A 24,364-nucleotide genomic window follows, 5' to 3' on the forward strand; every position below is an offset into this window, starting at 1 on the left:
AGTATCTATTTAATTTATTTAATCTGTCTTACTGTCTTTCATTTAATTTATTTAGAAAAAGGGACTGAACAAATAACCCTATACATCCTTTATATTTGCTCAGCCCACTTTTCCTAAAAAGGTAATTTCCTCAGATTAGCCTGGGAAAATACCGCGTTCTTTACGAGCTTTTAAGATACGCTCACATGCCAAGATGTAAGCTGCTGTACGTAAAGTACAAGCATTGCTGTTTGCTGTATTCCAAACGTCATGCATAGCTTGAACCATCAACTTGTCTAAACGCTCGTTGATTTCTTCTTCGGTCCAGAAGTAGCTCGCCATGTCTTGAACCCATTCGAAGTAACTTACAGTTACACCGCCGGCGTTACATACCACGTCAGGAACCACAACAATGCCACGCTCAACTAAAATATCTTCAGCTTTAGGATAAGTCGGGCCGTTCGCGCCTTCTAAAATCAACTTAGCTTTAATTTTTTCAGCACGTTCAACTGTGATTTGACCTTCTAACGCAGCAGGAATAATGATGTCTACATCTGCAGTCCAGAAATCTTCATCAGCAATTGCTTGCGCGCCAGCGAAACCACCAACACCACCTTGGTTTGCATTTACGTGTTCACGTAATGCAACAAGATCAATACCGTCAGCATTGAAAATTGTGCCAGTGTGATCTTGAACGTGAGTGATTTTTGCTTTTGATTCAACAAACAAGAAAGCAGCTTCACTACCTACGTTACCAAAACCTTGAACAGCGATTTTCGCGCCTTCAATTGGTAAATTGATTTTTGCAGCTACTTCGCGACCTGTAACGAATACACCGCGACCAGTCGCTTTCACACGACCTAAAGAACCACCTAAGTGAACTGGCTTACCAGTTACAACACCAGTTACTGTATAACCTTGGCTTGTAGAGTAAGTATCCATCATCCAACCCATGATATTGGCATTTGTACCAACGTCTGGAGCAGGAATATCTTTCTGAGGTCCGATAATGTGACCAATTTCAGTCGTATAACGGCGAGTTAAACGCTCTAATTCACGATTTGAAAGTTTACGTGGGTCAACACGGATACCACCTTTTGCACCACCAAATGGTAAGTTCAAAACAGCAGTTTTAATTGTCATCCATGCAGATAACGCCATCACTTCATTTAAATCAACGTTTGGATGGTAACGTACACCACCTTTACCAGGACCACGAGACAAGTTGTGTTGTACACGGTAGCCTTCAAAGTGCTGAATAGAACCGTCATCCATCACGATTGGCACGTCAACAATAAGCGCACGCTTTGGACGTTTTAAAGTGTCGATAAACTCAGCTAAGTGGTCTAAGTACGGAGCAACACGGTCAATTTGTGCCAAGTAAGTTTGCCATGCATCGCTGTGTTCGTTTACGTATGAAAGATCTGACATCTTTTTTCCTATTTACCTATACAGACTCAGATGTGATAAATCCGCAGTCTTTATTATTCAGCAACCAAAACCTTGCAATAACAATGTCTTGATTTATTTATAAAATCTTCAGCTCTTCTAAAGCTTCAGACCTTTTAAATTCCATCTTGTGATATCAAAAGTACGATTTACTTTTATATATCGATATCTTTTACAATCTTTCTTTTGCCTCATCTGCTGTTTATAAAAACGTCTTTATAAAAGCAAAAGTTCCACCGCAATCAACTCAAACAAGTCGATCGTAAATAAGTACAAAAGAGGTGATATAACCGTTTGGGAGTTAAAAAGAACTAGGGTTCATAAAACGAAAAAACCATAAGTCCATAAAATTATTTTTGACTAATCGATAGATCCCTCCATTAGTCTTTTTAAATAAAAATTGTTCACTAATACTGCAAGCTTCACGTCACTACTCAAGCTGGTTAATCATGCTTTCATATAGACATAAAATCTTTAAGTAAATATAGCACAGCGCAAGGTAATTTAGAACATTTTAAAATAAACAAGCAGAGAAAAAATAATCAATTTTCTCTAAATTTTATAATAAAAAAGTAACTGAGCCTAAAAAAACCTTAAGCCATAATAATTTTATTTTATGGAAATTAAAAAAATATTAAAAATAAAAATGGTTAAAAAATTACCATTTAATAACAACAACTTAATTAACAAAAAATTTCAAAAAACCTGAGAAAAATTTAGAAAATTTCATAATATTTTTTTTGCACGGTCCAATTTAAAACAAAAATAAAAATATAAAAAACTCCTTACTATTAAATAATCATGTTAAACATGTACTTATTTAAAAACTTATAATAATTAGCTATTAATACCATTCCGACAAATGGTTAATTTATGAATCATTATTTGATTTAATTATTAAAATAAAAAAAACATTTTTAAAAAAAATATATAACGCCCCTCTCCCAAGCTTAATTTATCACCATAAAAAAAGGCCCCATAAAGGACCTTTAATCAACAAAATTAGCTAAGAAATGGCTTAGTTCGGAGCAATCTCTTTCTTACGATAAAAAACAAAATAGCTCACATAGCACAGCAAGATAAAAATAATGCAGCAGATAAAGCCAACCTGCATAGAGGGATCAAACACCATACTGACACAGGTAACAATACAGAATAGCCCACCTACAATTGGAGTAAGAGGGAAAAGTGGTGCAGCGAAACGTAAATCTTTTGCTGTTTTACCTGCTTTATACCATTGTCTACGGAAATTAAATTGTGAAACGCAAATTGCGATCCAGACCACCACCATTGTAAAAGCAGCAACACCTAGTAAATTTTTGAAAATTGTTTCTGGGGCAAATTGTTCTGAAAGTAACCCAGGAATAGCACCAAACATGGTCACAATAATGGCAACAATAGGTGTTCCTGATGGTGTGAGTTTAGCGAAAATTTTAGGTAATTGATTTTTTGCTGAAAGCGACCACATCATACGTGAAGCAGCAAACAAACCAGAGTTAGCAGCAGAAAGTAGAGCCGTAATAATTACGAAACGGATAATGTCTTCTGCATATGGAATACCAATATAGTTAAATACCGTCACAAATGGACTACTGCTCACATCATTTGCATTAAGACCTGCAAGATGGAATGGTAGCAAAGAGCAAATAACAACAATTGTTCCTACAAAAAATATAAGCAAACGCCAAATTGCTGCATTAATTGCTTTAGGAACAGTCTTCGCTGGCTCTTCTGCTTCACCTGCAGCCACACCAATAAGCTCAGTACCAGAGAAGGCAAAATTCACAATGAGCATGGTTGTAAAAATTGGAAATAATCCGTGCGGGAACCAACCTTGAGCCGTTAAATTACTAAACAATGGTGCTGTTTCATGCCCGTGATAAGGAATAAAACCAAAAATTGCCAACAACCCCAAAGTAATAAAGACAATAATTGTTATAACTTTAATCAGCGCAAGCCAGAACTCAGATTCAGCAAACAAACGCGTTGAACTGATATTGAGGAAAAAGACGAGACCACCAAAAAATAAAGTCCATGCCCAAACAGAAGTAGTAGGAAACCATTCCTTAACAAGTAAAGCTGCAGCAGTAAATTCAGTTCCTAAAGTGGCAGTCCAAGTTAGCCAATATAGCCAGGTGATCATATACCCTGTGCCTGGACCAATATAACGTCGTGCGTATTCACCAAAAGAGCCTGACTCAGGCACATGAACCGCTAGCTCACCAAGACAGAGCATAACGGTGTAGGCAATCAAACCGCCCAAGAAATAAGAGATAATTGCGCCAATTGGGCCTGCTTGAGAAATTACGTCGCCAGACCCTAAAAAAAGACCTGTACCTATGGCACCGCCAAGGGAGATCATCACCAAATGTCGAGTACTCATTGCTCGTTTCAAAGGTGCAGAACTTCCATGTTGCGATGCATCATTATTCCGATAATTTAATGATTGCATATAAAAAACTGTAACGACAATTTAGTAAAAAATCATTTTAGGAGAAAAAAATAAATATGCAATTATCTTTGAATAGTGAAGCTATTTTAAGCACACCTTCCCATCTCAAATAAAATATCAATTAAAAACAGTATCTTGATAATTATAAAAGTATTAATTGTATTTTAATTAACCCCATACTATTTCTTTAATTTATATAAAAATAAAAACCATTATTTTTTAAATATAATAATTTTTCACTTAATTTATCATGACTACTTTTAGTCCTATCTTTATTTAAAAATTAATCATACTATTTATTTAAATAATGACTTTTAATTTCATATACAAATAAATTAATAAAAAAATATTTTTCGAGCAAAAAATAAAGCCCAAATTTGAAGATTTGGGCTTTATTTAATCAATAAGGTAAATTAATAACTGGTCAGTACAAATTGTTGCGATGGTTGAACTGAACCTTCAATGTAGTCACAAACGCCTTGTTCATCACAATCTAAATTGAATTGCTTGTAGCTCAATGCAAAAAAATCAGAATATTGTTTAATGACAAATGGACTCATATCCGAGCTTAATGCATCACCTTGTTTAAATAATTTAATAATTTTTCTGTCATTCATACCTAACAAATAAATTTCATTATTTAATTCAATGTGTGCAACTCCAGTCTGCTCCGCCACGATCGGAATCAGATATGATGTATTTGTGAGCAACACATCTACAGCATAGCTTTCAAGTTTTAAATTAATTAAATTGAATACCAAGACTGTACCAGAATGAGTCTGCAAACCTTTTTTATAGCTTGCGGCTTTCTGGATGTACTGAATTTTAATGCCAAGTTTTTGGAAGTCTTGCTCAGTCGCCTGCTTTGTTTTTACAAGACTACGTGTAATGGCTTGCTTGAGCGGATTATCTAAATAACGCTCATCTAATTGAAAATTATTTTGTCGTAAAATTTTCAGTAACATGCTGTCATGATATGTCAGCACATTGGCAAGTACATTACGGTAATAGAATTTACTTTGTTTTTTGATTTTACGAACGTGTTGATAGAAATACGTTTCATCAAATTCATGTTCAATAAAATCATGTAAAAGACTTGAACTCGCCAATACAGATAAAGCTTCATGCCCTGTAAAAGGCAAATGAATCGTATGTAAACTTGGCAATATTTCTTTTATTTTTAAGTAATGTTCGCGATCGACCGAAAAGTAAGGGTCATAAACAATAATATATTCACGACTTGCATCTACATCTTGCTGCTGAATTTGCATGTCTTTATTTGCGACAGCATCAAAAAATTCAGCGTAGCGTCGATCTTCAACCTGTTCAGGGTCAATTGAATATTGAGGTACAAATGCAACGATTCGATTCATGTTTAAAAGGTTCGAATATTTGATTGCTGCATAGCCGCCCATTGAGCCGCCATAACCTACAATATTTTTAAAACGCTGAATAATAGGCAAAATGGCTTTGGCCATTTCAACCATACTGGCTTTTGGAAACCAAGATTTTTGTTTTGGCATAATCCCAATAACATTGTATTGGTACTTTATTAGAGACTTTTCAGCATTGATAGATAAGCCACTCGCTCGGGTAATCAAATCGCCAAAAGAGAGAACTAATGTATTAGAATCGCCTTGTAAAAAAATGGCTCTAATGTGTTCGTCTTCAAAAATAATTTGCTTATCCATGCTCACACCGAAAGAAAATTTACTCCCACATACATCGTCAAAAATGAAACAAAATAGGTGTTTTGCCAATTTATGATTGCGGAGTATCTTATTTTATAGATGCCAGTCAGATTAAAAAGCGCAAAATATGACACAATCCTTACATCCTGCCGCTCAAAAAGGATTCAGCTCCGCTGCGGAGCTTTATCAGCAAGTTAGGCCGAATTATCCAGCAGAAATAGTCAGTTGGCTACAAGAACGTCTCCAAATACATGAAAATTCTACTGTTATTGATCTTGGCTCAGGTACTGGCAAATTCTTACCCTACTTAAAACAAACCCATGCCAATATTATTGCAGTAGAGCCAATTGGCGAGATGTTACAACAGCTTCAGCAAACCTATTCTGATATTGAAACTTTACAGGCGTTTAGCCACGCTATTCCGGTAAACGATGAACAAATTGATGCTGTTATTTGTGCCCAATCTTTCCATTGGTTTGACAACATGGAAACACTGACTGAAATCCATCGTGTATTAAAAGCACAAGGACATTTGGGACTCGTTTGGAACCAACGTGATGAACGTACAGACTGGGTAAAAGCCTTAGCAGATTTTTTGCTACCTCTTGAAGGTGATACACCGCGTTACCATAGTGAAAAGTGGAAAAAGGTTTTTGAGAATCAAAATTTATTTACTTTTGATAGCTTAGAAACTTTTTCGCAATCACAGCATGGTACTGTCGAACAAGTGGTGAGTAAAAGATTACTCTCTACAAGTTTTATTGCAGCAATGACCGAAAAAGATCAATTACAGCTCAAAGCTCAGTTTGAAAAAATTGTTTATGATTTTACAGGGATAGGCCCACAAGATCAGATTGATTTTCCATATGTCACATATGCATATCACTTTCAGAAAAGTACGTCGTCAAATCATAGAGAATAGGTTCGGTTGAAAGCTATGTTTAAAAAAACGCCTCATATCATCTTAATGTCTTTGCTCAGCTCTAGCCTATTATTGACTGCTTGTAAAAAAGCAGATGAGCCAGCAAAGACCGAACAACATCAGACAAATTCATCTACCGATCAGGTGATGGAAAAGCTCAATGAAAGACCTGTTAAAAAGTTCGCGACCACTGCTGACGATGCGCATGACATTGCTTTATTAGAAGACTATGACCGTCGCTTTACTGAAATGAGTGATGAAATGGAAACTGAGCTAGAAAAAATGCATGAGGCAGGTACGCTCACCACAGAGTTTGAACAGAAACGTACGCTTGATAATGTGCGCTCAGCATTGACCATGTTAAAAGACCTCGACTTAAAAACTGAACAAGGTCGTTATATCCAAGGCTTGCTTTATCAATATTGGGAAAACCAAGAAAAACATTTGAGTGATAAACAAGCCAATAAAGATGAACAGGTCAATCAACTGGCTGATTACTTACAAGCACAAAACCAGTTGAAATACTGGAAAGCCTCACAGCAGCATTAATTTTATAACGTGCAATAAAAAGCCTTCTGATTAAGAAGGCTTTTTAATTTATATATTTTGTTTTTCAACCCAATGAATCGATTGAACACGGAATAACTCACAAGCACCATCACCTGTATCATTTGAAGTTAAAGATGATCGCCAAACTAAATTTTTATCTTTAATTTCGACCAACTCACCTTTGAGATAAACCAAGTCACCGCGTTTAACTTGTTTGATCTGCTGAGCAATCTGAGGACTAGCAGGAATGATATGCATATTAGATACCATCTGCATTGCTTGGTCAGCCGGTACTGGAAGTTTATTCATTTTCCAGTTTAAATAACGGTCATATTGTTTAACTGAAATGGTACGAGCAATATCTGGTTGAGCAAACAGCCCCCAACTTACCGCATAATCAATCGGTGAAAACTTAGCTTGTTCATCATTTTTATAAATTTTTGAACCTAAAATTCTAAAATTGCCTTGGAATGGCTGTAATACAGAAATCGATTGATCTTTTTCAATCGGTAACAAACCATTTGCAATATTATATTCACCAGAAGTAGATGCCGTCGAAGCAAAAGCTGAGCTGATACATAAAGAGGCCAATAAGCCTATCATTACATGTTGTTTTTTCATCGCTTTATACCTCAAATATTGCTAGATCAAATGCAGTAGATCTCTAATTTATGGTAGCTCTAAGCGATGAAAAAAATATCGGAATTTAGTAACAATACAGATCAATTTCGTCTATTTTTGTGCCTAATTAAATAGATTGTTAATCTTCAAAATCAATTCGTAAGGTTTCAAAACGAACCTTTCCTTCTTTTATTGCTTGAGCAATTGCTTGCTGCCCTTTGGTCAAACGCGCTCCCCCACTTTTGATATCAAGCAAAATAATCTGAATATCTTCAGCAGTCCCGTCCCCATCTCTAAAATCGGTATAGCCATCAAAAATAACGTAATCAACCGGATCACCCAAGAACTTGGCATCACTCGGCAAGTATTGAAACTCAGGTAAAATCGGAGCAAATTGTTCTGCCATTTTACCTTTTAATACGGCGCGGCTTGTATTCACACTCCGTTTTTGTGCCTGCGCTAATGCCTGTTGATGCTCAAGCTCTAACTCTGCAATATATTGCTCGTATTCAGCCTTAATTCGACCATTACGGGTATTTGATAAAATGAGTGTAGTGATAATGATACCAATACCAGCACCTATAAGCATGGCCAGCCATACGGACATAAATTTTCCTTAACAAATACATATCATCGCGATAGATGAGCAATCATATCTAAAATTACGGAGTAGCTTAAACTTTTGTCAAAGGTGGTCATCTACTTCTTATAAAAAGATGCTAAGGTATAAAACATAAACACATGTGCTGCTGAAAATAATTGGATTTATGAAAACGATACTTATTGCAAATCAAAAGGGCGGATGCGGAAAAACCATGACAGCCATTACGTTGGCAACAGCTTTGGCACAAAAAGGATATAAAGTAGCATTAGCAGACTCTGATAACCAAAAATCTTCTTTACAATGGTTAAAGCAACGTCCAGAAAGTGTAGCTGCGATTCAAAGCTTGGATTGGCGTCACGAAAAATCGATTGGTGATGCGCCTAAAAATTTAGATTATCTAATTATTGATGCACCGGGTGCTCTTTCGGACGATCATGCTGAACAGTTAGTCAGCGAAGCTCATGCCATTATTACACCACTTCAGCCTTCATTTTTTGATATCGATAGTACACGTCGTTTTCTCAAGCATTTGCAAGACATTAAGCGTATTCGCAAAGGCAAAGTACAAATTTTACTGCTTGCAAATCGGGTTAAACCAAACAGCGCTAGTTCAAAAGACATTCAGCAATTTTTTGAAAAAATCGAACATGACCCGATTGCGTGGATTGCAGAACGTAGTGCTTATGGCAGCTTAGCAATGCAAGGTTTGAGTGTGTTTGATAAACCACAAAAAAACTTTATTGCAATTCAAAGCCAGTGGCAACCGCTTTTAAATAAACTGATTGAAGATAAATCTGAGTGGTTCTAAAAATAACTTTTTATTTTTGTTGAGCAGGAATGTGTACATTAGCATTTCTGCCTAAAATTTGCCTCAGGTCATTTTTCAGTTAATATGGCCTCACCCTATTTAAAAAATTTGAGAATTTTTGTTCGTGCATCAATACGCTCCTACTTTACAGCGCGTTTTATTGTTTGGGCTGTTTTTTATCCTGATGTTTTTAGGATTTAACATCCTGAAGTACTTTATTGTACCTGTAGTTTGGGCTGCTATTATTGCCTACATGACTTGGCCTATTTATTTAAGAATCCAGCGCTTTTTTGGAGAAAATCGTAATAATTTAAATGCTACAGTCATGATTAGCTTAGTCATTTTAGTTGTTGGTGTTCCCCTTATATGCGCTATTTTTATTTTACAACATGAAGGCCGCAACCTTTATCTTGATTTACAGCGCCAAGTTTTTTCTGGTCATTTAAGTGTTCCTGATTTCATTAGAAATCTTCCTTTTATTGGTAAAGAAATAACTAGAACACTAAACGATATAAACACCGACCCCAACAGCACGATTCAAAGTATTGCAGCTTGGGTACAAAGCCATTTAAGTTATGGGCGAGTGTTACTCAATGAAATTAGTAAAAATATCGTCAAACTTGGTTTTGCAATTTTAACGCTTTTCTTCTTTTATCGTGATGGCCACAATATCTTAACTCAAGTAAGTAAAGCCTTAGAAATGGTGATTGGCCTACGTATTCACCATTATCTCGATACGATTTCAGAAACAACGCGTGCAGTTGTCTATGGTGTTGGCTTAACTGCAATTGCTCAAGCAGTCCTTGCTGGATTAAGTTATTTCGTAGCGGGTGTACCCAATCCGATGGTACTCACGATTGCGACGTTCTTATTAGCACTCATTCCTTTCGGCACCCCTGTCTCCTATTTAGGCGTTGGTCTATGGTTGTTCTCTCAAGGACAAACCATGGAAGCCATTGGCGTAGTTTTATGGGGTGTTCTGATTGTGAGTAGTTCAGATAACGTGATTCGTCCACTCGTGATCTCTGGTGCGACCCAAATTCCGTTTTTATTGATTATGTTTGGTGTATTGGGTGGTATTGCGAGTTTTGGTTTAGTTGGTTTATTTATTGGCCCTGTTATTTTAGCTGTTTTATTAGCGATTTGGCGTGAATGGCTTCATGAAACAATTGATCCTGAACCAATGCCAAAAACAACTATGATTTATGATTCGGATGATGATTTACCACCATCTAAAAATTAAGCCAATGATTTAAAAATGTTTCAGGATACAAAGTGACTATTTAAATTAACTTGTAGGGTTTACACACCTTTGCTTGAATAAAAAAATCAGATTTATATCTATAAGGACATCTAATAATGCCAATATTAAATAAAATGAGTGCAGTATGTGCACTCACAGCTTTACTAACAGTTGGTTGTAGCACGGTAAGCAAAACAGTATCGGAAACGACTCATGCATTAACAACGATGCATACCAAAAAAGTAGTCGATGTGAATGAAGTAACAGCTAGTGGGATTGGTAAAAAAATCGGGACAATTAGCTTTCAAGACAGTGATAAAGGCTTGATTATTACCCCTGCTTTAGCAGATTTACCAAGCGGTACTCGTGGTTTCCATATTCATGAAAATGCATCGTGCGCCCCTGCTGTTAAAGATGGAAAACCAGGTGCTGCTTTAGCTGCAGGTAGTCACTATAACCCTAACCAAGCGCCACATCATGGTACGCCTACTACAGGACACCTAGGCGACTTACCAGCATTGGTTGTTGATAATAATGGAGTAGCTACCACGGCTGTTATTGCACCACGTTTAAAACTTGCTGATATTCAAGGTCGCGCTATCATGATCCATGCTGGTGGGGACAACTATTCAGATTCTCCTCTACCTCTAGGTGGTGGTGGAGCACGAATCGCCTGTGGCGTAATTCAATAATTTGTCATTTTTTTAAATTGTGGGTATCTAAAAAGATATCCACAATTTTGCTATTTTATTAAGCAGTTTAGATCACTTAATTATTATAAAATCTTAAAAAATTAACTGACTTTTTTAGACAAAACGCATAATATTTTTCAAGCAATAAAAAATTAAATACCCCTTATCACGTATCCTCTCATTTAGAAAAAAAGCCGTGAATTATCTGACTCAACTATTCAATCGTTTTAAAGCGAATTCAATTTTAATTTACTGTCTGCAAATTTTAATTGTACTCACAGGCACAACTTTAGGCTTACTAGAGTTAGGTCATAACGAACTCATCGTTCCTGTGACATTAGGTGCGATCGCCGCTGCACTTACCGATTTTGATGATCGCTTAAGCCTTCGATTACGTAACCTGCTCTATGTCTGCATACTCTTTTTTACTGTCAGTACTATTCTTGGTTTTTTAGCACCGTATAAACTTTTATTTATTTTATATCTTTCAATTTCAAGTGCTTGTTTCATTTTATTGGGAGCCTTAGGCCAGCGTTACGCAACCATTTCTTTTGGTACGATTTTACTCTCGATTTACAGCATGTTTGGTTTAGGAGAATATGCTCACTGGTACCAACAGCCTACTTATTTTGTCTATGGCGCACTGTGGTATGGCCTAACATCTATTTTATTTTTTCTTTTAAAACCAACACTTCCTTTACAAGATAAGCTTTCGCAAATTTTTGAAGAAATCTCTGCCTTACTTCAAGCTAAAGCCCGCTTGTTCGATCCAGACAATAAAGAAAATGTTGAACAGCTTTTATTTGAATTATCACTCCAAAATACGCAAGTCGCGCAAAGTCTTAACCAAATACGTAGCTCTTTGCTCACTCGTCTTAAGGCATCACGAGTCAGTAATAAAAGTATTTACTGGTTAAACCTGTACTTTTTTGCCCGCGATATACATGAGCAGGCCACCTCTAACTATCTACACTATGAACATATTCAACAAAATTTTAGCCGTAGCGATCTCATTTTCCGTTTTCAGAAAAATCTGCGTTTACAAGCCCAAGCTTGCCATGATTTAGCCCAATGTATTTTGCATAACCAGCAATATCAACCTTCTCAAAAAGGGCAAATTGTTTTAAACCATCTGGAAAGTTCTTTAAAAGACTGGATACAACAACATCCTCAAAATTTTGAAGTTAAAAATTTAAAGCTGATTTTTAATAATCTAAAAGGCATGCATGAACAGTTTGAACAACTTCAATATGCTCAGCCGTTTAATGAAACACTAAGTCAAAACAAGCAAGATCACCTCAATTTACTTGATGATGATATTCAAGATTTTTCAGATCTTGTTTTAAAAATTCGCCAGCAACTGACACCACAATCGGCCCTGTTTAGACATGCAATACGAATTGCAGTCGTGTTCGCCGCAGGTTACGTCATTTCATTATTACCTTTTGCCCAACACGGTTACTGGATTTTGCTCACCAGTTTATTTGTTTGCCAAATTACTTACTTTGCAACGAAAAGCCGTTTAAAACTCAGAACAATTGGAACCCTACTTGGCGTTTTATTGGGTATTCCCATTCTGTATTTTGTTCCAAGCATTGAAGGTCAGCTCATCCTCACCATTATTTGTGGGGTTAGCTTTTTCTACTTGCGCCAGAAAAAATACGCCTTGGCAACGCTGATGGCAACCTTAATGGTATTGCTTATTTTCAACTTAAAAGGCGCAGGTTTCAGTATTATTTTACCTCGCCTAATCGACACCTTATTAGGCTGCTTTATTGCATGGCTTGCTGTTAATTTTATATGGCCAGACTGGAACTTTCGTAATATTCCAAACAATATTAAAAAAAGTAGCCAAGCCACACTGGATTATTTCAATGTAATTGTTGAGCAATACCAGCATGGTAAAAATCAGGACATTGAATATCGCAGAATTCGCCGCGCTGCACATAACGCACAAATTGAGCTGTCGAATATGATTTCGAGCTTAAGTGCTGAGCCTAACCCCAAACCAGAGCTGATTCATTACGCCTTTCGTTATTTAGTTTATAGTCATAGCCAGTTGAGTTATGTCGCAGCATTAGGCAGCCAAAGACAAAAAATTGAAGAACAACAGGTATTACAGCTTTTACTGGATTGTCAGCAAATTCTTAACCAAAGTTTATTTGAACAAGCTTCTGTTGATTTTAATTTTCTTGAGCAAACTTTGAAGCAAATACAAAGTTTAACAACTCATGAGCACTTTTCAGAAAGCTACACTCTTGTTTTAAAACAAATGAGCTTATTATTAGAAACCTTGCCTGAACTCTTAACCTTAAAAGGTAAACTTTTAGAACAAGAGATTAAGTAATATAAAAAAATACCGGAATATAAATTCCGGTATTTTTTTAATGTAAGTCTTGTGCAACTCTTTCCTGCATTTCCCGTTTTAAAGCTAAATGTGGTTGAGTAAACCACAGCGCAATAAATGCAAAAGCAGATAACACGAAAGCCCATAAATGAAATTGAGTATAGAGATAACGCACCAACTCAATCATTGCAAAAAAGCTTGTCATCAATAGCATTGAAACAGCAGCAGCCACAGTTCCTTTCGATACTTCAGATGACATAAGTGCAAAGCGGTACAATACAGAAAAGCTAATTCCTTCACCAAAGCAAATGAGCGTCATACCCGTAAGCAAACAAGGAATTAAATAGGTTTGCCACACCACACCTAATATTAAAATAAGTGTACCAGTGAGCATAATCGGTAAACCAATTAGGACTGTTTTACCTAAAGCCAAACGGTCAATAATTTTAATTAAAACAATGTTGCCTACAATTAAGCCTAGAAATACCGGAAATTGAGCTAAACCATATTGCACACTGGTTAGCTTGAGTTCATCGACCAAAATAATGGGCGATAATGCAATCCAAAGCATAAGCGGCATACCTACAAGCGGTAGCGCGAGTGTTAAACCAAGGAATTGCCGATTGCTAAACACTTTTTTAAAGTCATCAAAAAGATAGCTAAAAGGTTGTTTAGTTACACTCACCTTCTGACTCGGCATTTGTTTCTTTAAACCAACCCAACTCAGCAGTGCAAGTAAAGCAATTGCCACAAAGCCCCAATGCCAAGACACATAATCAATTAAGAAGGCTCCAAGTACAGGTCCGAGCAAGGGTGCAAGCAATGAGATATTTGCCATCAGTGCCATAACTTTAATAGCATCACGCTCGGCAAAATTTTCCTGAATTGCCGCATATCCCACTGCTGAAATTACACTTAACCCAATACCTTGTAAAAAGCGTAATGTCAGAAAGTATTCAATTTTTCGCGTTAATAAAATTAAAAAACAACACAAGGCAAAAAATAAAACACCAGTTAAAAGAACTTTCTTACGACCTAATCGATCTGATAAAGGCCCAAGTAACCATGCAACAGATGCACCACCTAATAAATAAAATGACATTGAAGAGGGTGCCCAAGTTGCACTTACACCAAAATCTTCAGTAATTGCCAACATCGCTGGCTGAATCAGGTCATTACCAATATAAACCGCAAATTCAAATAGCACTAAAGCTAAAGGAAACATCAACGTTGTACGGTTCAACGCTGTCGTTTGAATATTATTCATGAGTTGTACACTTCAAAATAGCGGCCAAAATGTCTCAACAACTACATATTGAAAAAAAATGTAGTCATGACGATGACAGTATGGGCACTCAATCTTTAGTTAAGTTGTTATATGCCGTGAGAGTGCATGTTTAGAATGTGAAACACCGTATTCACAAGGTGTCTAAGACAAGAAAAAATGTATGACGTGAGATTCGGTAATTTTTACCATTTGGCTTAATTGCCGGATGACACAATATCACTTTTTAAATTGATCAGCAATCGGACAGTTTCATCCATTTAAAATTCTATATTTTGATTACCACCAACTCATTTTTATATTGTGAATAACCTTAAAGTTATCCACATACCTGATAGAAGTTCGGCTTTAAGGACAAGGATTAACTTGAAAGTCTGTTGTTTCCTGCCCTTTTGTACATTGATAGCTTTGCTTTTTATTTACGATTTTCCAAACGGTTTGATCACGTTTTAATAAATATTCGGTACGTGTTTTTGATATAGCATCTTCACTAGGCACAGTCTGCAAAATCGTTACTTGCGCATTAGATGCGTCATTCAAAGCATTCATTTGCTGTGAAATACTTAAATTACTCGCATTATTTAAAAGGTTGGGTTGATCGAGCAAAACAGCTTCTATCGGGCTATTGGCTTGGGGTGTAGGTGGCTTTGTATTCGGTGCACATGCACTCAGAATCAATAAATTACACATCATGAGTAAACCAATCTTTTTCATACTCAACTCCACCACAACTTCACCTTGATGCTAAAGGCTACAAATAATTTTTTCCGTTCAACTTTGTAAAGTATTTGCCATTAAAATAAAGAAACCAATATAAGGTATCAAACCAAGATTAATGATTTTTAATCAATAATATTTTTCCGATTACTACATTTTTCTCTAAGAGTGAGTTCTTTAAAGTAAGCATCAAATTTAGGAATTTAATTAGAGTAACTCTCATGAGCAATATTTTAGTGATTAATGGCGCCAAACAATTTGCCCATTCAAATGGTGAATTAAATGACACACTCACGGCATTGGCAACCGACCATCTCACTGAACTGGGCCATGAAGTTCAAGTGACTCGTGCAGATAGTGACTACAATGCAGAAGCCGAAGTAGAAAAATTCTTATGGGCCGATGTCGTGATTTATCAAATGCCTGGTTGGTGGATGGGTGCACCATGGACAGTCAAAAAGTATATTGATGATGTCTTTACCACTGGTCACGGCTCACTATATGCAAATGACGGTCGTAGCCGTTCTGATGCCTCAAAAAAATATGGTTCAGGTGGTCTAATTCATGACAAAAAATATATGCTGTCATTGACTTGGAATGCTCCAATGGAAGCATTTGAAGATGCAGATCAATTCTTCCACGGCGTAGGTGTAGATGGTGTTTATTTACCATTTCACAAAGCCAACCAGTTCTTAGGCATGAGTACCCTTCCGACATTTATCGTAAATGACGTAATTAAAATGCCTAACGTTGATCGTTATGTTGAAGAATATAAAGCACACTTAAATACTGTATTTGCAGCAGCCTAATAAGGAGAAATCCATGCTAACCATTATTGCGGAAATTCGTACTAAATCGGGTGGACAGCATCGCCAGAACGTATTGGATGCATTTCAAAAAATCATTCCAACTGTTTTAGCAGAAGATGGTTGCCATGGTTATGAACCTTTAGTTGACCACAAATCAAATGCGAGCTTCCAGACTCAAGAGCCTGACACGATTGTCATGTTAGAAAAATGGGAAAGTGTTGCACATCTTGAAGCTCATTTAGCTACACCGCATATGCAAGCGCATCATGCAGCCGTTAAAGATGATGTCGTTGATGTCAAAATTAAAATTTTAGAAAGCGGCGTATAATTTAACGCATTAAAAAAGACGATATATTTATCGTCTTTTTTATTTTTTAAGAGCAAAGCTGGGTTTGAAAACCTCTCGAACTCTTCCCTCGCGCACATTGGTAGCTCTTTTGCTTATTCTGCAATTGCCACTTTTCATCAACCAATTTAAATGAATATTCAGTTCGGATTGCAGAAACAGAATCATCCATTAAACCTGTTTGGATAACGGTAATACGGGAAACTGTTGGAGATTCTACTCGGTTAAATACTTGCTGAACTGAGGTATTATTGTGCTCTTTTACGATCTCAGGTTGAGCTTTAAGAACTTGTTGCATCGGGGTTTCGGAGCCCATAAAAGGAATTAATTTACTGGTCGTCGCACACCCAGTGAAAAGTCCAGCACAGAGCGCTGAAATTAAAAATAAACGTTGCATTTTTATCACCAAAAACAAAAGGCATAGCTTTATGATGCTATGCCTTGCTCGGTTACTCTGTAGAAACTATGTAGTTCTAAGGATAGCTACTCTTTTACAGATCAAATAATTGTTCTTACTCACTCAACTTTAACGACAATCGTTTGATAAAATTAATTTCTATTACACATAACAAATAGGATCATTATGCAACTGACGTATGCGGGGCAAGTTTTCTTGGTGGTCGTTGCATTTTTGATGATTTGGTCATTTGTACTCACCAAGTTTTGGGTCAAGCGTTTAGCTAAAAATCGTAAAAGTAGTAAGTTTGAATTTGCTTATTTATTTGCCGTGGTTTTTAGTATTAGTGCTTTATTTTTCCCATTTACTTATTGGGTTTCTCAAGCAGTCTACGGCTTAGTAACCAAACCAACTTACGATGCAACTGTAGTGAGTTATACTTCTGAATGGGTAGATACTGAACGTACCGACTCAAATGGGCGTAAATATAAAACTAAAACACTCATGCATACTGCTCAGGTTCAATTTAAAGATAATCAAAACAGAACTATAACTTTAGATAATTCAGTTCGCTCTGGTGATGTACCTATAGTTGGTGAACATATTACTGTTGTTTATGAATCAGGTGATCACACCGCACAAGAAAAGAGCTGGCGAACAATTCTATTGTTTGCAGCCGCTTTATTTATGCTGTTTATTTTAGGTTATGTGTTGCTCATGATTATTGCCTATAGTCTAAAGCGCGACATGGAACCCTACAAAACATTTGCTAGCACGTTAATTTTTAAAGTCACGCTTCCACTTGGAACAATGGCGATGTTTTCGATGTTGTCTTATTCTATTTTTGCCTATTTCTTTTTAGGTAATCCAAGGGATTTACCTGTGTGGGCCATTGGACTTTGTTTCTTTTTTGCTCTTAGTCTTTTACCGTTGATTTATCATATTCTGACGGGTTGGACAGCGTACAAGGAATAGAGCTTTTAATAAAAAAGCGCATCTTTCGATACGCTTTTAACAGAGATTCTTTTATTCAATCAAGCATTAAAGATCAAATAATTTACCCGGATTCATAATGCCATTTGGGTCAAATACTTTTTTCAAAGCTTTCATATATTCAATTTCTTCAGCTGAACGTGAATATTCCAAATATGGCTTTTTCGTCATACCTACGCCATGCTCGGCAGAGATTGAACCATCGTATTTTTTCACGGTATCAAACACATATTTATTCACAACCTGACACTTCGCAAAAAACTCATCTTTGGTTAAGTTTTCAGGTTTTAAAATATTTAAGTGCAAGTTACCGTCACCAATATGACCGAACCAGCAAATTTCAAAGTCTGGGTAGTTTTCTTGAACAATCGCATCAATCTCACGAATAAATGCAGGTACATGAGTAATTAATACTGAAATATCGTTTTTATATGGAGTGAACGGCGCGATTGATTCAGAAATATCTTCGCGTAAACGCCATAAGCTTTCTACTTGGTCAAGACTCTGGCTCATCACGCCATCAAGTACCCAACCTTGTTCCATACAATGCTCGAAGATTTCCATTGCTTTGTCGATAATCGGCTCATATGGCGCTTCAAACTCAAGCAATACATAGAATGGACATTCAGTTTCAAATGGACGTTGTACATGACCATTGTTTAAGACTTTTTGCATTGCAAGTTCACCAAAGAACTCAAATGCTGTTAAGTCGATATCTTTTTGGAACGCATGTAATACAGGCATTACTGCGTCAAAATCAGGAACACCTAAAACTAAAACTTGTAAGTTTTGTGGCTGACGCTCAAGTTTAATTTCTGCTTCCGTCACTAAACCTAAAGTACCTTCACCACCAATAAACAAATGCTGTAATGCATAACCAGTGGCATTTTTAACCATGCCTTTGTTTAAACGCAGGATGTCACCCTTACCAGTAACAACGGTTAAACCAAGTACCCAGTTACGTGTCATGCCATATTTAATGACTTTAATACCGCCAGCGTTGGTACCGATATTACCGCCTATTTGGCTAGAACCTGCTGACGCAAAGTCCACTGGGTAATACATCCCTTGTTCTTCTGCATAATTCTGCAATTGTTCAGTCACAACACCAGCTTGAACACGGACCATACGGTCTGCTGGGAAGAACTCAAGAATCTGGTTCATTTTGTCCATACTAATGACAATTTCACCATTGGTGGCTACCGCGCCAGCAGAGAGACCTGTACGACCGCCAGACGGAGTAATAGCAACATTGAACTGGTTCGCAAGCTTCACAACAGCTTGAACTTGTTCAGTGGTCGATGGGAAAACGATGACCGATGGGTTCGGATTAAAATGCTTGGTATGATCTTTACCCCAGTTTTCGAGACTATCAGCATCAGTTTTAATACGGTTTTCACCGACGATTGCTGTTAATTGGGTGAGTAACTCAGGTGTTAAAGCGACTGGAGCATTCATCGTTTGCAGACCTAGCAAGAAGTAAACTATGGTGGGACTATGACTTCATATTCTCAAGGTTTTCACCTGAGCAAAGCCATAATGTTCAAGGAACTCCTATATTCTACATGTATCCGCACAAGCGATAAAGTTCAGAATAGAGATACTGTCAATACAAAACATGTTTAACGCGAATAAATGCGTTTTTATAAGGCTTCCAGATAAAAACATGCTTTATTAATCTGCCAAGCATATTTTGAAACACTCGACAAGCCATAAACAGAAGTGATTAGACATAGATAAAATTGCCATAAGGCGATGGTATAAACGAAATATCTATAGCACCGCCCAATATGTTATTATACCGCCACCAAATTTGGCCTTTGTAGCGGAGCCGTAATGAGCCAACATCTTTCACTACCTAAAGATAAAATCCGTTTCCTTTTGTTAGAAGGCGTTCACCAAAACGCAGTCGATACTTTAAACGCTGCGGGTTACACCAATATTGACTATCGTAAAACTGCTCTTGAAGGCGAAGCGCTTAAAGAAGCAATTAAAGATGCTCACTTCATTGGTATTCGTTCGCGTACCCAATTGACTGAAGAAGTTTTCGAAGCTGCAAACAAATTGATCGCAGTAGGTTGTTTCTGTATCGGAACAAACCAAGTTGATCTTAAAGCAGCGATGGCACGTGGTATTCCTGTATTCAACGCACCGTATTCAAATACGCGTTCGGTTGCAGAGCTTGTACTTGCTGAAACAATTCTTCTTCTTCGCCGTGTTCCTGAAAAGTCGGCGGCTTGTCATCGTGGTGGTTGGGACAAATCTGCTGTGGGTTCTTTCGAAACTCGTGGCAAAACTTTAGGTATTGTGGGTTACGGTTCCATCGGTTCTCAACTTTCAGTTCTTGCTGAAAGCATGGGTATGCATGTTATTTATTATGATGCAGTAACTAAGTTACCAATGGGTAATGCTCGCCAAGTTGGTTCTTTAGATGAACTTTTAGCAACTGCAGATGTTGTAACGTTGCATGTGCCAGATGTTCCGTCTACACGTAACTTCTTCACTAAAGAACAATTTGCGAAAATGAAAGAAGGCGCGATCTTCTTAAATGCTGCACGTGGTACATGTGTAGTGATTGAAGATTTAGCCGATGCAATCAAGTCTGGTCACATTGCTGGTGCAGCGGTTGACGTATTCCCGAAAGAACCAAAAGCAAATGGTGAAGAATTCCAATCTCCACTTCGCGGCTTAGACAACGTGATTTTAACTCCTCACGTTGGTGGTTCAACTATGGAAGCACAAGCAAACATCGGTTTAGAAGTTGCAGAGAAATTTGTTGCTTACTCTGACAAGGGTATGACGCTTTCTGCGGTAAACTTCCCAGAAATCGCGTTACCATTAACTGCTGGTCAACACCGTTTATTACACATCCACAAAAACGTACCGGGTGTATTGTCTAAAATCAACAACTTGTTTGCTGAACAAGGCATCAACATTTCTGGTCAGTCACTCATGACTAAAGGTGACATCGGTTACCTCGTCATGGATGTTGACGCTTCTGCATCTCAAGAAGCTTTAGATATGTTGCATGAAGTTGAAGGTACAATTCGCGTGCGCGTATTGTTCTAATACGAACTGTAAATTTAAAAGCCACAGCAATGTCTGTGGCTTTTTTATGGGTATTTACATTATCATGTGAAAAGTATACCAATTGAACAAATAATAAAATGTCTACTTTAAGCCAGAAATCTCAACTACATGCTTTGGGGTTTCTTATTCTTGCCATGTTAAGCGTTCAAAGTAGCGCATCTTTAGCTAAAATTTTGTTTGAGAGCTTTCCCGTTTTAACAGTGTCTGCAATGCGTCTATGCATTGGAGCATGTATTCTGGCTTTAATCTTTAAAATATGGCGAATTAATTTTAATCAGGTTCGATGGAAAGCGATTTTGGCTTATGGCTTTGCTCTTGCAGGCATGAATGCCCTTTTCTATTTATCTCTTGAACGTTTGCCTATTGGTATTGCGGTCGCATTTGAATTTATTGGCCCCTTAAGTGTAGCTCTGTACCACGCACGCCAAAAATACGATTTTGTCTGGGTCACTTTTGCGATTGTTGGCCTCATATTACTTTTCCCTTTCAATCAGGCACATAGTCTGGATTGGATCGGAGTATTATTTGCAATTAGTGCTGGCGCATGTTGGGCACTTTATATTATTGCTGGACAGAAACCGTCAGGTATATCAGGCAATCACACTGTGTGTTTAGGAATGAGTGTGGGCGCATGCATCTTATTACCCATTACTTTTTTCTCAGGCTCAATAGGGCAAGTTATAGAGCTCCCCTATCTTGTTTATTTTATTGGTTTGGCAATTTTAGCCAGCGCATTACCGTTTTCTTTAGAAATGTTAGCCCTACGTAATTTAACGCCCTTAAGTTTCGGAACATTGATGAGCCTAGAGCCCGCAGTTGCTGCACTTTCTGGTTTTATCTTTTTAGGTGAGTATTTGTTATGGAATCAATGGTTGGCACTTGCAACAATTATTGCAGCTTCGGTCGGTTGTACCATAACCACTCAAAAAGCACGTCAGGAACGTGAAAAAATAGTAAGTTAAATCGACTAAAACCACGAGTTAAAACATGGCATTCGCTATAATTAACCCTTGTTAGTTTTAAATAATATTAGATGAGTCCCTAGAGTATTTCCATGCAGAATCTTCCCATTATTGCTGTGCTATATATGATTCTGTCGATGGTCTCATATCAAATCAGTGCTTCATTTGCTAAGCAACTCATTTCAATATTAGACCCTCTTACCGTTACAGTTTTAAGGCTGAGTTTTGCAACGGTTATTGTCGCTATTATGTTCCGTTCATGGAAAATCTGGTCACGCTTACCCTATTTAAAATGGCGTGATTTATTGATGTACTGCGCATCTTTGGGTCTCATGAATATTTTATTCTATACGTCACTTGGGAAGTTACCTCAAGGAATTGCCGTGGGCTTAGAGTTCATTGGTCCTTTAGGACTAGCTCTACTTTCCATTAAACAAAAGAGTGACTATATTTGGGTGGCATTTGCGATGTTAGGTATTGCATTGATGGTGCCTTGGCAAGACCCAACACAACACCACTTTTCCTATATCGGTGCTGCCTGCGCGCTAGGTGCTGGATTTTGCTGGGCATTCTATATTTATTTTGGTCAGAAAGTTGTGACCCAAAATATAGGAATGCATGCTTTAACCATTGGAATTGGATTATCTGCTTTAACCTTACTACCGATTAGCATCTGGCATAATGCTCCTGCATTACTTGAAACACAGTATTGGGGTAAAGCATTACTTATTGCTATTTTAGCAACGGCTATTCCATATGCACTTGATTTAATGGCACTCAAACAACTCAATAAATTAACTTACGGTACTCTAACGAGTTTGGCACCAGCATTAGCAGCATTAACAGGTTTCTTATTACTTCATGAAGAAATCAGCATGCTGCAATGGGTGGCTTTGGCTTGCGTAATGCTAGCCTCTATTGGGGTTACTTTAAGAAGTACTAAAAAAGCTGCATAGGTTTACTCTACTGCTGCTTTTTATACTTTTTATATTCCTTTAAATATTTATTACCCAGCGTTTCTTTTTCGCTGTCTTTAAGAATTTTTCCAGCTTGTTGAAAAAACTTATGCTCTTCTTCTTTTAAATGGTGATGGACTTTCTCACTTAACTGTTTGGCGGTTGCTAACCAGCTCGGGCTACTCATATCGGTTTTTTCGAGCTGCTCCACCAACTCATCCATTTCATGATGTTCAGCTAAGGCATGGCGAGTGATATCTAAACCGACATCATCAAACATCAAAGGAATATATAAATAACGATCTTCGGCAACTGAATGGGCATAAAGTTCATTTTTTAATGCATCAAATAATTCTTTTCGTTCTTCGGTTAAACCATGTGTCTGGATTAATTGTTCAGAAAGGTTTCGTTGATTTTCATGGCTTTCTCTTAATGCTTCGAAAATATTCATTCTCTTCCTCATTTTTTAGCTAAAAAATCTTTTTTATTTCAAGGTTTATGATACGTTGAAATTTATATTGTTTACGTAGCTTAAAATGAGACTATTTTTTACACAGTTTTCTTTCTAGTAAATTTCTGTAATGATTTTTATATTTCTAATTTTAGATGATACATAAAAAGTATGAACTGTCCGCGAGAATCAGCTCATACTTTTAAAGTTAATTTAGCCCGTCACAAAAATTTGATAACCTAAACGGCAAATCAAAATACTCACTAAAATTAAAAAGATAATACGCACAAAACCACTACCGTATTTGAGCGCAGTACGCACCCCAACAATAGAGCCTATAACGTTTGCAGCCGCCATCATTAAACCAATATGCAAAATAGCGTGACCAGTCGGAATAAGAAAACTCAACGCTGCAAGGTTAGTCATGAAATTACCGATTTTTGACAATGCTGAAGCATATAAAAAGTCGACTTGCAAGAAGCGGATAAAGAAAAAGATAAAGAAGCTTCCAGTACCCGGTCCAAAAATACCGTCGTAGAAACCAATCGCCAAACTACCAATACCTGCTAAAACTAGCATTTTCGTAGTAATTTTTTGCTCAGTATGAACTTGTCCAAAGTTCTTTTTAACCAAGGTATAGATGGCAATTACGATCAGCATTACAAACACAAAAGGACGTAATACAGATTGAGGAATAAGCGATAAACAGGCTGCACCAGCAAATGAGCTAATCAAAGCACAAATGGCAATGACAGCTAAAAGCTTCCACTGCAACTTCACTCTTTTTGCAAAGGTATAAGCAGCCGATGCAGTACCAAAAATGGATGAGACCTTATTTGTACCAATCACCGTAGCAGTCTGCATGGTTGGAAAAGTGCTCATGATACCGGGAATCTGGATGAGTCCACCGCCACCAACAGCAGCATCAATTGCTCCCGCAGTAAACGCAAAAAAGATCAAACTAAGGATAACATCCCATTCCATGCCCATGCTCTATACTC

The 24,364-nt window shown here is 37.2% G+C and carries 23 protein-coding genes; 12 read left to right on the forward strand and 11 right to left on the reverse strand.

The features are described from left to right. Positions 1 to 135: 135 nt before the first annotated feature. The 3 genes from ACG59Z_RS15070 to ACG59Z_RS15080 all read right to left on the reverse strand — a co-directional run bounded on the left by ACG59Z_RS15070 (position 136) and on the right by ACG59Z_RS15080 (position 5,571). Positions 136 to 1,410 (reverse strand): Glu/Leu/Phe/Val dehydrogenase, encoded by a 1,275-nt coding sequence (locus tag ACG59Z_RS15070; protein WP_134262440.1) that lies wholly within the window; start codon positions 1,408 to 1,410, stop codon positions 136 to 138. A 1,036-nt stretch (positions 1,411 to 2,446) separates the two neighbouring features. Next, the gene (locus tag ACG59Z_RS15075) at positions 2,447 to 3,880 is read right to left on the reverse strand and encodes an amino acid permease (RefSeq protein WP_311086502.1); all 1,434 of its coding nucleotides are present in this window, start codon (positions 3,878 to 3,880) and stop codon (positions 2,447 to 2,449) included. 413 nt (positions 3,881 to 4,293) lie between these two features. Continuing rightward, on the reverse strand, positions 4,294 to 5,571 hold the full coding sequence (locus ACG59Z_RS15080; RefSeq protein ID WP_400200058.1) for a hypothetical protein: 1,278 nt from the start codon (positions 5,569 to 5,571) through the stop codon (positions 4,294 to 4,296). A 127-nt stretch (positions 5,572 to 5,698) separates the two neighbouring features. On the opposite strand from ACG59Z_RS15080, the gene ACG59Z_RS15085 reads away from it, so the two are divergent. Together ACG59Z_RS15085 and ACG59Z_RS15090 are read left to right on the forward strand one after the other, a co-directional pair. After that, entirely contained in the window at positions 5,699 to 6,493 is a 795-nt protein-coding gene (locus ACG59Z_RS15085) for a class I SAM-dependent methyltransferase (RefSeq protein ID WP_400200060.1), read from the forward strand. A 15-nt stretch (positions 6,494 to 6,508) separates the two neighbouring features. Beyond that, positions 6,509 to 7,042 carry a hypothetical protein gene (locus ACG59Z_RS15090; protein ID WP_400200062.1) on the forward strand — a complete coding sequence of 178 codons (534 nt, stop codon included), beginning with the start codon at positions 6,509 to 6,511 and terminating at the stop codon, positions 7,040 to 7,042. Positions 7,043 to 7,090: 48 nt separating this feature from the next. On the opposite strand, the gene ACG59Z_RS15095 is transcribed toward ACG59Z_RS15090, so the two are convergent. Together ACG59Z_RS15095 and ACG59Z_RS15100 are read right to left on the reverse strand one after the other, a co-directional pair. Further along, a complete protein-coding gene (locus ACG59Z_RS15095; protein WP_199999870.1) occupies positions 7,091 to 7,663 on the reverse strand; it encodes a hypothetical protein in 573 nt (190 codons plus the stop codon). 139 nt (positions 7,664 to 7,802) lie between these two features. Beyond that, positions 7,803 to 8,270 (reverse strand): Holliday junction resolvase-like protein, encoded by a 468-nt coding sequence (locus tag ACG59Z_RS15100; protein WP_002048811.1) that lies wholly within the window; start codon positions 8,268 to 8,270, stop codon positions 7,803 to 7,805. A gap of 160 nt (positions 8,271 to 8,430) precedes the next feature. Between ACG59Z_RS15100 and ACG59Z_RS15105 the strand changes: the two genes are divergently transcribed. The 4 genes from ACG59Z_RS15105 (at position 8,431) to yccS (ending at position 13,357) form a co-directional block, all read left to right on the forward strand. Then, positions 8,431 to 9,075, forward strand: a complete 645-nt coding sequence (locus ACG59Z_RS15105; protein WP_400200065.1) for a ParA family protein — start codon at positions 8,431 to 8,433, stop codon at positions 9,073 to 9,075. Positions 9,076 to 9,199: 124 nt separating this feature from the next. After that, positions 9,200 to 10,318 (forward strand): AI-2E family transporter, encoded by a 1,119-nt coding sequence (locus ACG59Z_RS15110; protein ID WP_263614696.1) that lies wholly within the window; start codon positions 9,200 to 9,202, stop codon positions 10,316 to 10,318. A gap of 122 nt (positions 10,319 to 10,440) precedes the next feature. Continuing rightward, positions 10,441 to 11,010 (forward strand): superoxide dismutase [Cu-Zn] SodC, encoded by a 570-nt coding sequence (gene sodC / locus ACG59Z_RS15115; protein WP_396462608.1) that lies wholly within the window; start codon positions 10,441 to 10,443, stop codon positions 11,008 to 11,010. Positions 11,011 to 11,206: 196 nt separating this feature from the next. Beyond that, positions 11,207 to 13,357, forward strand: coding sequence for a YccS family putative transporter (yccS, locus tag ACG59Z_RS15120; protein ID WP_400200067.1), 2,151 nt, complete (start codon positions 11,207 to 11,209; stop codon positions 13,355 to 13,357). Positions 13,358 to 13,394: 37 nt separating this feature from the next. Here the strand turns inward: yccS and ACG59Z_RS15125 are convergent, their stop codons facing one another. Then, on the reverse strand, positions 13,395 to 14,624 hold the full coding sequence (locus tag ACG59Z_RS15125; RefSeq protein ID WP_400200069.1) for an MFS transporter: 1,230 nt from the start codon (positions 14,622 to 14,624) through the stop codon (positions 13,395 to 13,397). 366 nt (positions 14,625 to 14,990) lie between these two features. After that, on the reverse strand, positions 14,991 to 15,356 hold the full coding sequence (locus ACG59Z_RS15130) for a hypothetical protein (protein WP_400200070.1): 366 nt from the start codon (positions 15,354 to 15,356) through the stop codon (positions 14,991 to 14,993). A 224-nt stretch (positions 15,357 to 15,580) separates the two neighbouring features. Here ACG59Z_RS15130 and ACG59Z_RS15135 point away from each other — a divergent pair, with 224 nt between their 5' ends. Next, entirely contained in the window at positions 15,581 to 16,168 is a 588-nt protein-coding gene (locus ACG59Z_RS15135) for an NAD(P)H-dependent oxidoreductase (RefSeq protein WP_400200071.1), read from the forward strand. Between the two features lie 13 nt (positions 16,169 to 16,181). Continuing rightward, positions 16,182 to 16,496 (forward strand): putative quinol monooxygenase, encoded by a 315-nt coding sequence (locus ACG59Z_RS15140; protein ID WP_174723203.1) that lies wholly within the window; start codon positions 16,182 to 16,184, stop codon positions 16,494 to 16,496. Between the two features lie 46 nt (positions 16,497 to 16,542). Here ACG59Z_RS15140 and ACG59Z_RS15145 read toward each other — a convergent pair whose 3' ends face one another. Next, positions 16,543 to 16,911 carry a hypothetical protein gene (locus ACG59Z_RS15145; RefSeq protein ID WP_400200074.1) on the reverse strand — a complete coding sequence of 123 codons (369 nt, stop codon included), beginning with the start codon at positions 16,909 to 16,911 and terminating at the stop codon, positions 16,543 to 16,545. A 186-nt stretch (positions 16,912 to 17,097) separates the two neighbouring features. Between ACG59Z_RS15145 and ACG59Z_RS15150 the strand changes: the two genes are divergently transcribed. Further along, positions 17,098 to 17,886, forward strand: a complete 789-nt coding sequence (locus ACG59Z_RS15150) for a xanthine permease (RefSeq protein WP_400200076.1) — start codon at positions 17,098 to 17,100, stop codon at positions 17,884 to 17,886. Between the two features lie 66 nt (positions 17,887 to 17,952). Here ACG59Z_RS15150 and ACG59Z_RS15155 read toward each other — a convergent pair whose 3' ends face one another. Next, positions 17,953 to 19,362 carry an FAD-binding oxidoreductase gene (locus ACG59Z_RS15155; RefSeq protein WP_151761640.1) on the reverse strand — a complete coding sequence of 470 codons (1,410 nt, stop codon included), beginning with the start codon at positions 19,360 to 19,362 and terminating at the stop codon, positions 17,953 to 17,955. A gap of 378 nt (positions 19,363 to 19,740) precedes the next feature. Here ACG59Z_RS15155 and serA point away from each other — a divergent pair, with 378 nt between their 5' ends. From serA to ACG59Z_RS15170, 3 genes are all read left to right on the forward strand, one after another. Then, entirely contained in the window at positions 19,741 to 20,973 is a 1,233-nt protein-coding gene (gene serA / locus ACG59Z_RS15160; protein ID WP_002116919.1) for a phosphoglycerate dehydrogenase, read from the forward strand. Between the two features lie 98 nt (positions 20,974 to 21,071). Beyond that, positions 21,072 to 21,956, forward strand: coding sequence for an EamA family transporter (locus ACG59Z_RS15165; RefSeq protein ID WP_400200080.1), 885 nt, complete (start codon positions 21,072 to 21,074; stop codon positions 21,954 to 21,956). Between the two features lie 92 nt (positions 21,957 to 22,048). After that, complete coding sequence (locus tag ACG59Z_RS15170; protein WP_400200082.1) at positions 22,049 to 22,912, forward strand: EamA family transporter; 864 nt, start codon at positions 22,049 to 22,051, stop codon at positions 22,910 to 22,912. A gap of 7 nt (positions 22,913 to 22,919) precedes the next feature. On the opposite strand, the gene ACG59Z_RS15175 is transcribed toward ACG59Z_RS15170, so the two are convergent. Next, positions 22,920 to 23,363, reverse strand: coding sequence for a hemerythrin domain-containing protein (locus tag ACG59Z_RS15175; RefSeq protein WP_396520111.1), 444 nt, complete (start codon positions 23,361 to 23,363; stop codon positions 22,920 to 22,922). 213 nt (positions 23,364 to 23,576) lie between these two features. Then, the gene (locus ACG59Z_RS15180; protein WP_400200084.1) at positions 23,577 to 24,353 is read right to left on the reverse strand and encodes a sulfite exporter TauE/SafE family protein; all 777 of its coding nucleotides are present in this window, start codon (positions 24,351 to 24,353) and stop codon (positions 23,577 to 23,579) included. Between the last annotated feature and the right edge of the window lie 11 nt (positions 24,354 to 24,364).

Source organism: Acinetobacter sp. ABJ_C1_1 (assembly GCF_044684115.1).
In the GTDB taxonomy this organism is placed as follows: Bacteria; Pseudomonadota; Gammaproteobacteria; order Pseudomonadales; family Moraxellaceae; genus Acinetobacter; species Acinetobacter nosocomialis_A.

Bases quoted from the DNA above. Each gene is read 5' to 3' on its own strand.
- ACG59Z_RS15085 (WP_400200060.1), top strand. From the start codon at position 5,699: ATGACACAATCCTTACATCCTGCCGCTCAAAAAGGATTCAGCTCCGCT.
- ACG59Z_RS15105 (WP_400200065.1), top strand. From the start codon at position 8,431: ATGAAAACGATACTTATTGCAAATCAAAAGGGCGGATGCGGAAAAACC.
- ACG59Z_RS15145 (WP_400200074.1), bottom strand. From the start codon at position 16,911: ATGCAACGTTTATTTTTAATTTCAGCGCTCTGTGCTGGACTTTTCACT.
- ACG59Z_RS15170 (WP_400200082.1), top strand. From the start codon at position 22,049: ATGCAGAATCTTCCCATTATTGCTGTGCTATATATGATTCTGTCGATG.
- ACG59Z_RS15175 (WP_396520111.1), bottom strand. From the start codon at position 23,363: ATGAATATTTTCGAAGCATTAAGAGAAAGCCATGAAAATCAACGAAAC.
- ACG59Z_RS15100 (WP_002048811.1), bottom strand. From the start codon at position 8,270: ATGTCCGTATGGCTGGCCATGCTTATAGGTGCTGGTATTGGTATCATT.
- ACG59Z_RS15080 (WP_400200058.1), bottom strand. From the start codon at position 5,571: ATGGATAAGCAAATTATTTTTGAAGACGAACACATTAGAGCCATTTTT.
- ACG59Z_RS15180 (WP_400200084.1), bottom strand. From the start codon at position 24,353: ATGGGCATGGAATGGGATGTTATCCTTAGTTTGATCTTTTTTGCGTTT.
- ACG59Z_RS15150 (WP_400200076.1), top strand. From the start codon at position 17,098: ATGCAACTGACGTATGCGGGGCAAGTTTTCTTGGTGGTCGTTGCATTT.
- ACG59Z_RS15140 (WP_174723203.1), top strand. From the start codon at position 16,182: ATGCTAACCATTATTGCGGAAATTCGTACTAAATCGGGTGGACAGCAT.
- ACG59Z_RS15165 (WP_400200080.1), top strand. From the start codon at position 21,072: ATGTCTACTTTAAGCCAGAAATCTCAACTACATGCTTTGGGGTTTCTT.
- ACG59Z_RS15130 (WP_400200070.1), bottom strand. From the start codon at position 15,356: ATGAAAAAGATTGGTTTACTCATGATGTGTAATTTATTGATTCTGAGT.
- ACG59Z_RS15095 (WP_199999870.1), bottom strand. From the start codon at position 7,663: ATGAAAAAACAACATGTAATGATAGGCTTATTGGCCTCTTTATGTATC.
- ACG59Z_RS15135 (WP_400200071.1), top strand. From the start codon at position 15,581: ATGAGCAATATTTTAGTGATTAATGGCGCCAAACAATTTGCCCATTCA.
- serA (WP_002116919.1), top strand. From the start codon at position 19,741: ATGAGCCAACATCTTTCACTACCTAAAGATAAAATCCGTTTCCTTTTG.
- ACG59Z_RS15125 (WP_400200069.1), bottom strand. From the start codon at position 14,624: ATGAATAATATTCAAACGACAGCGTTGAACCGTACAACGTTGATGTTT.
- ACG59Z_RS15075 (WP_311086502.1), bottom strand. From the start codon at position 3,880: ATGCAATCATTAAATTATCGGAATAATGATGCATCGCAACATGGAAGT.
- ACG59Z_RS15070 (WP_134262440.1), bottom strand. From the start codon at position 1,410: ATGTCAGATCTTTCATACGTAAACGAACACAGCGATGCATGGCAAACT.
- ACG59Z_RS15090 (WP_400200062.1), top strand. From the start codon at position 6,509: ATGTTTAAAAAAACGCCTCATATCATCTTAATGTCTTTGCTCAGCTCT.
- ACG59Z_RS15155 (WP_151761640.1), bottom strand. From the start codon at position 19,362: ATGAATGCTCCAGTCGCTTTAACACCTGAGTTACTCACCCAATTAACA.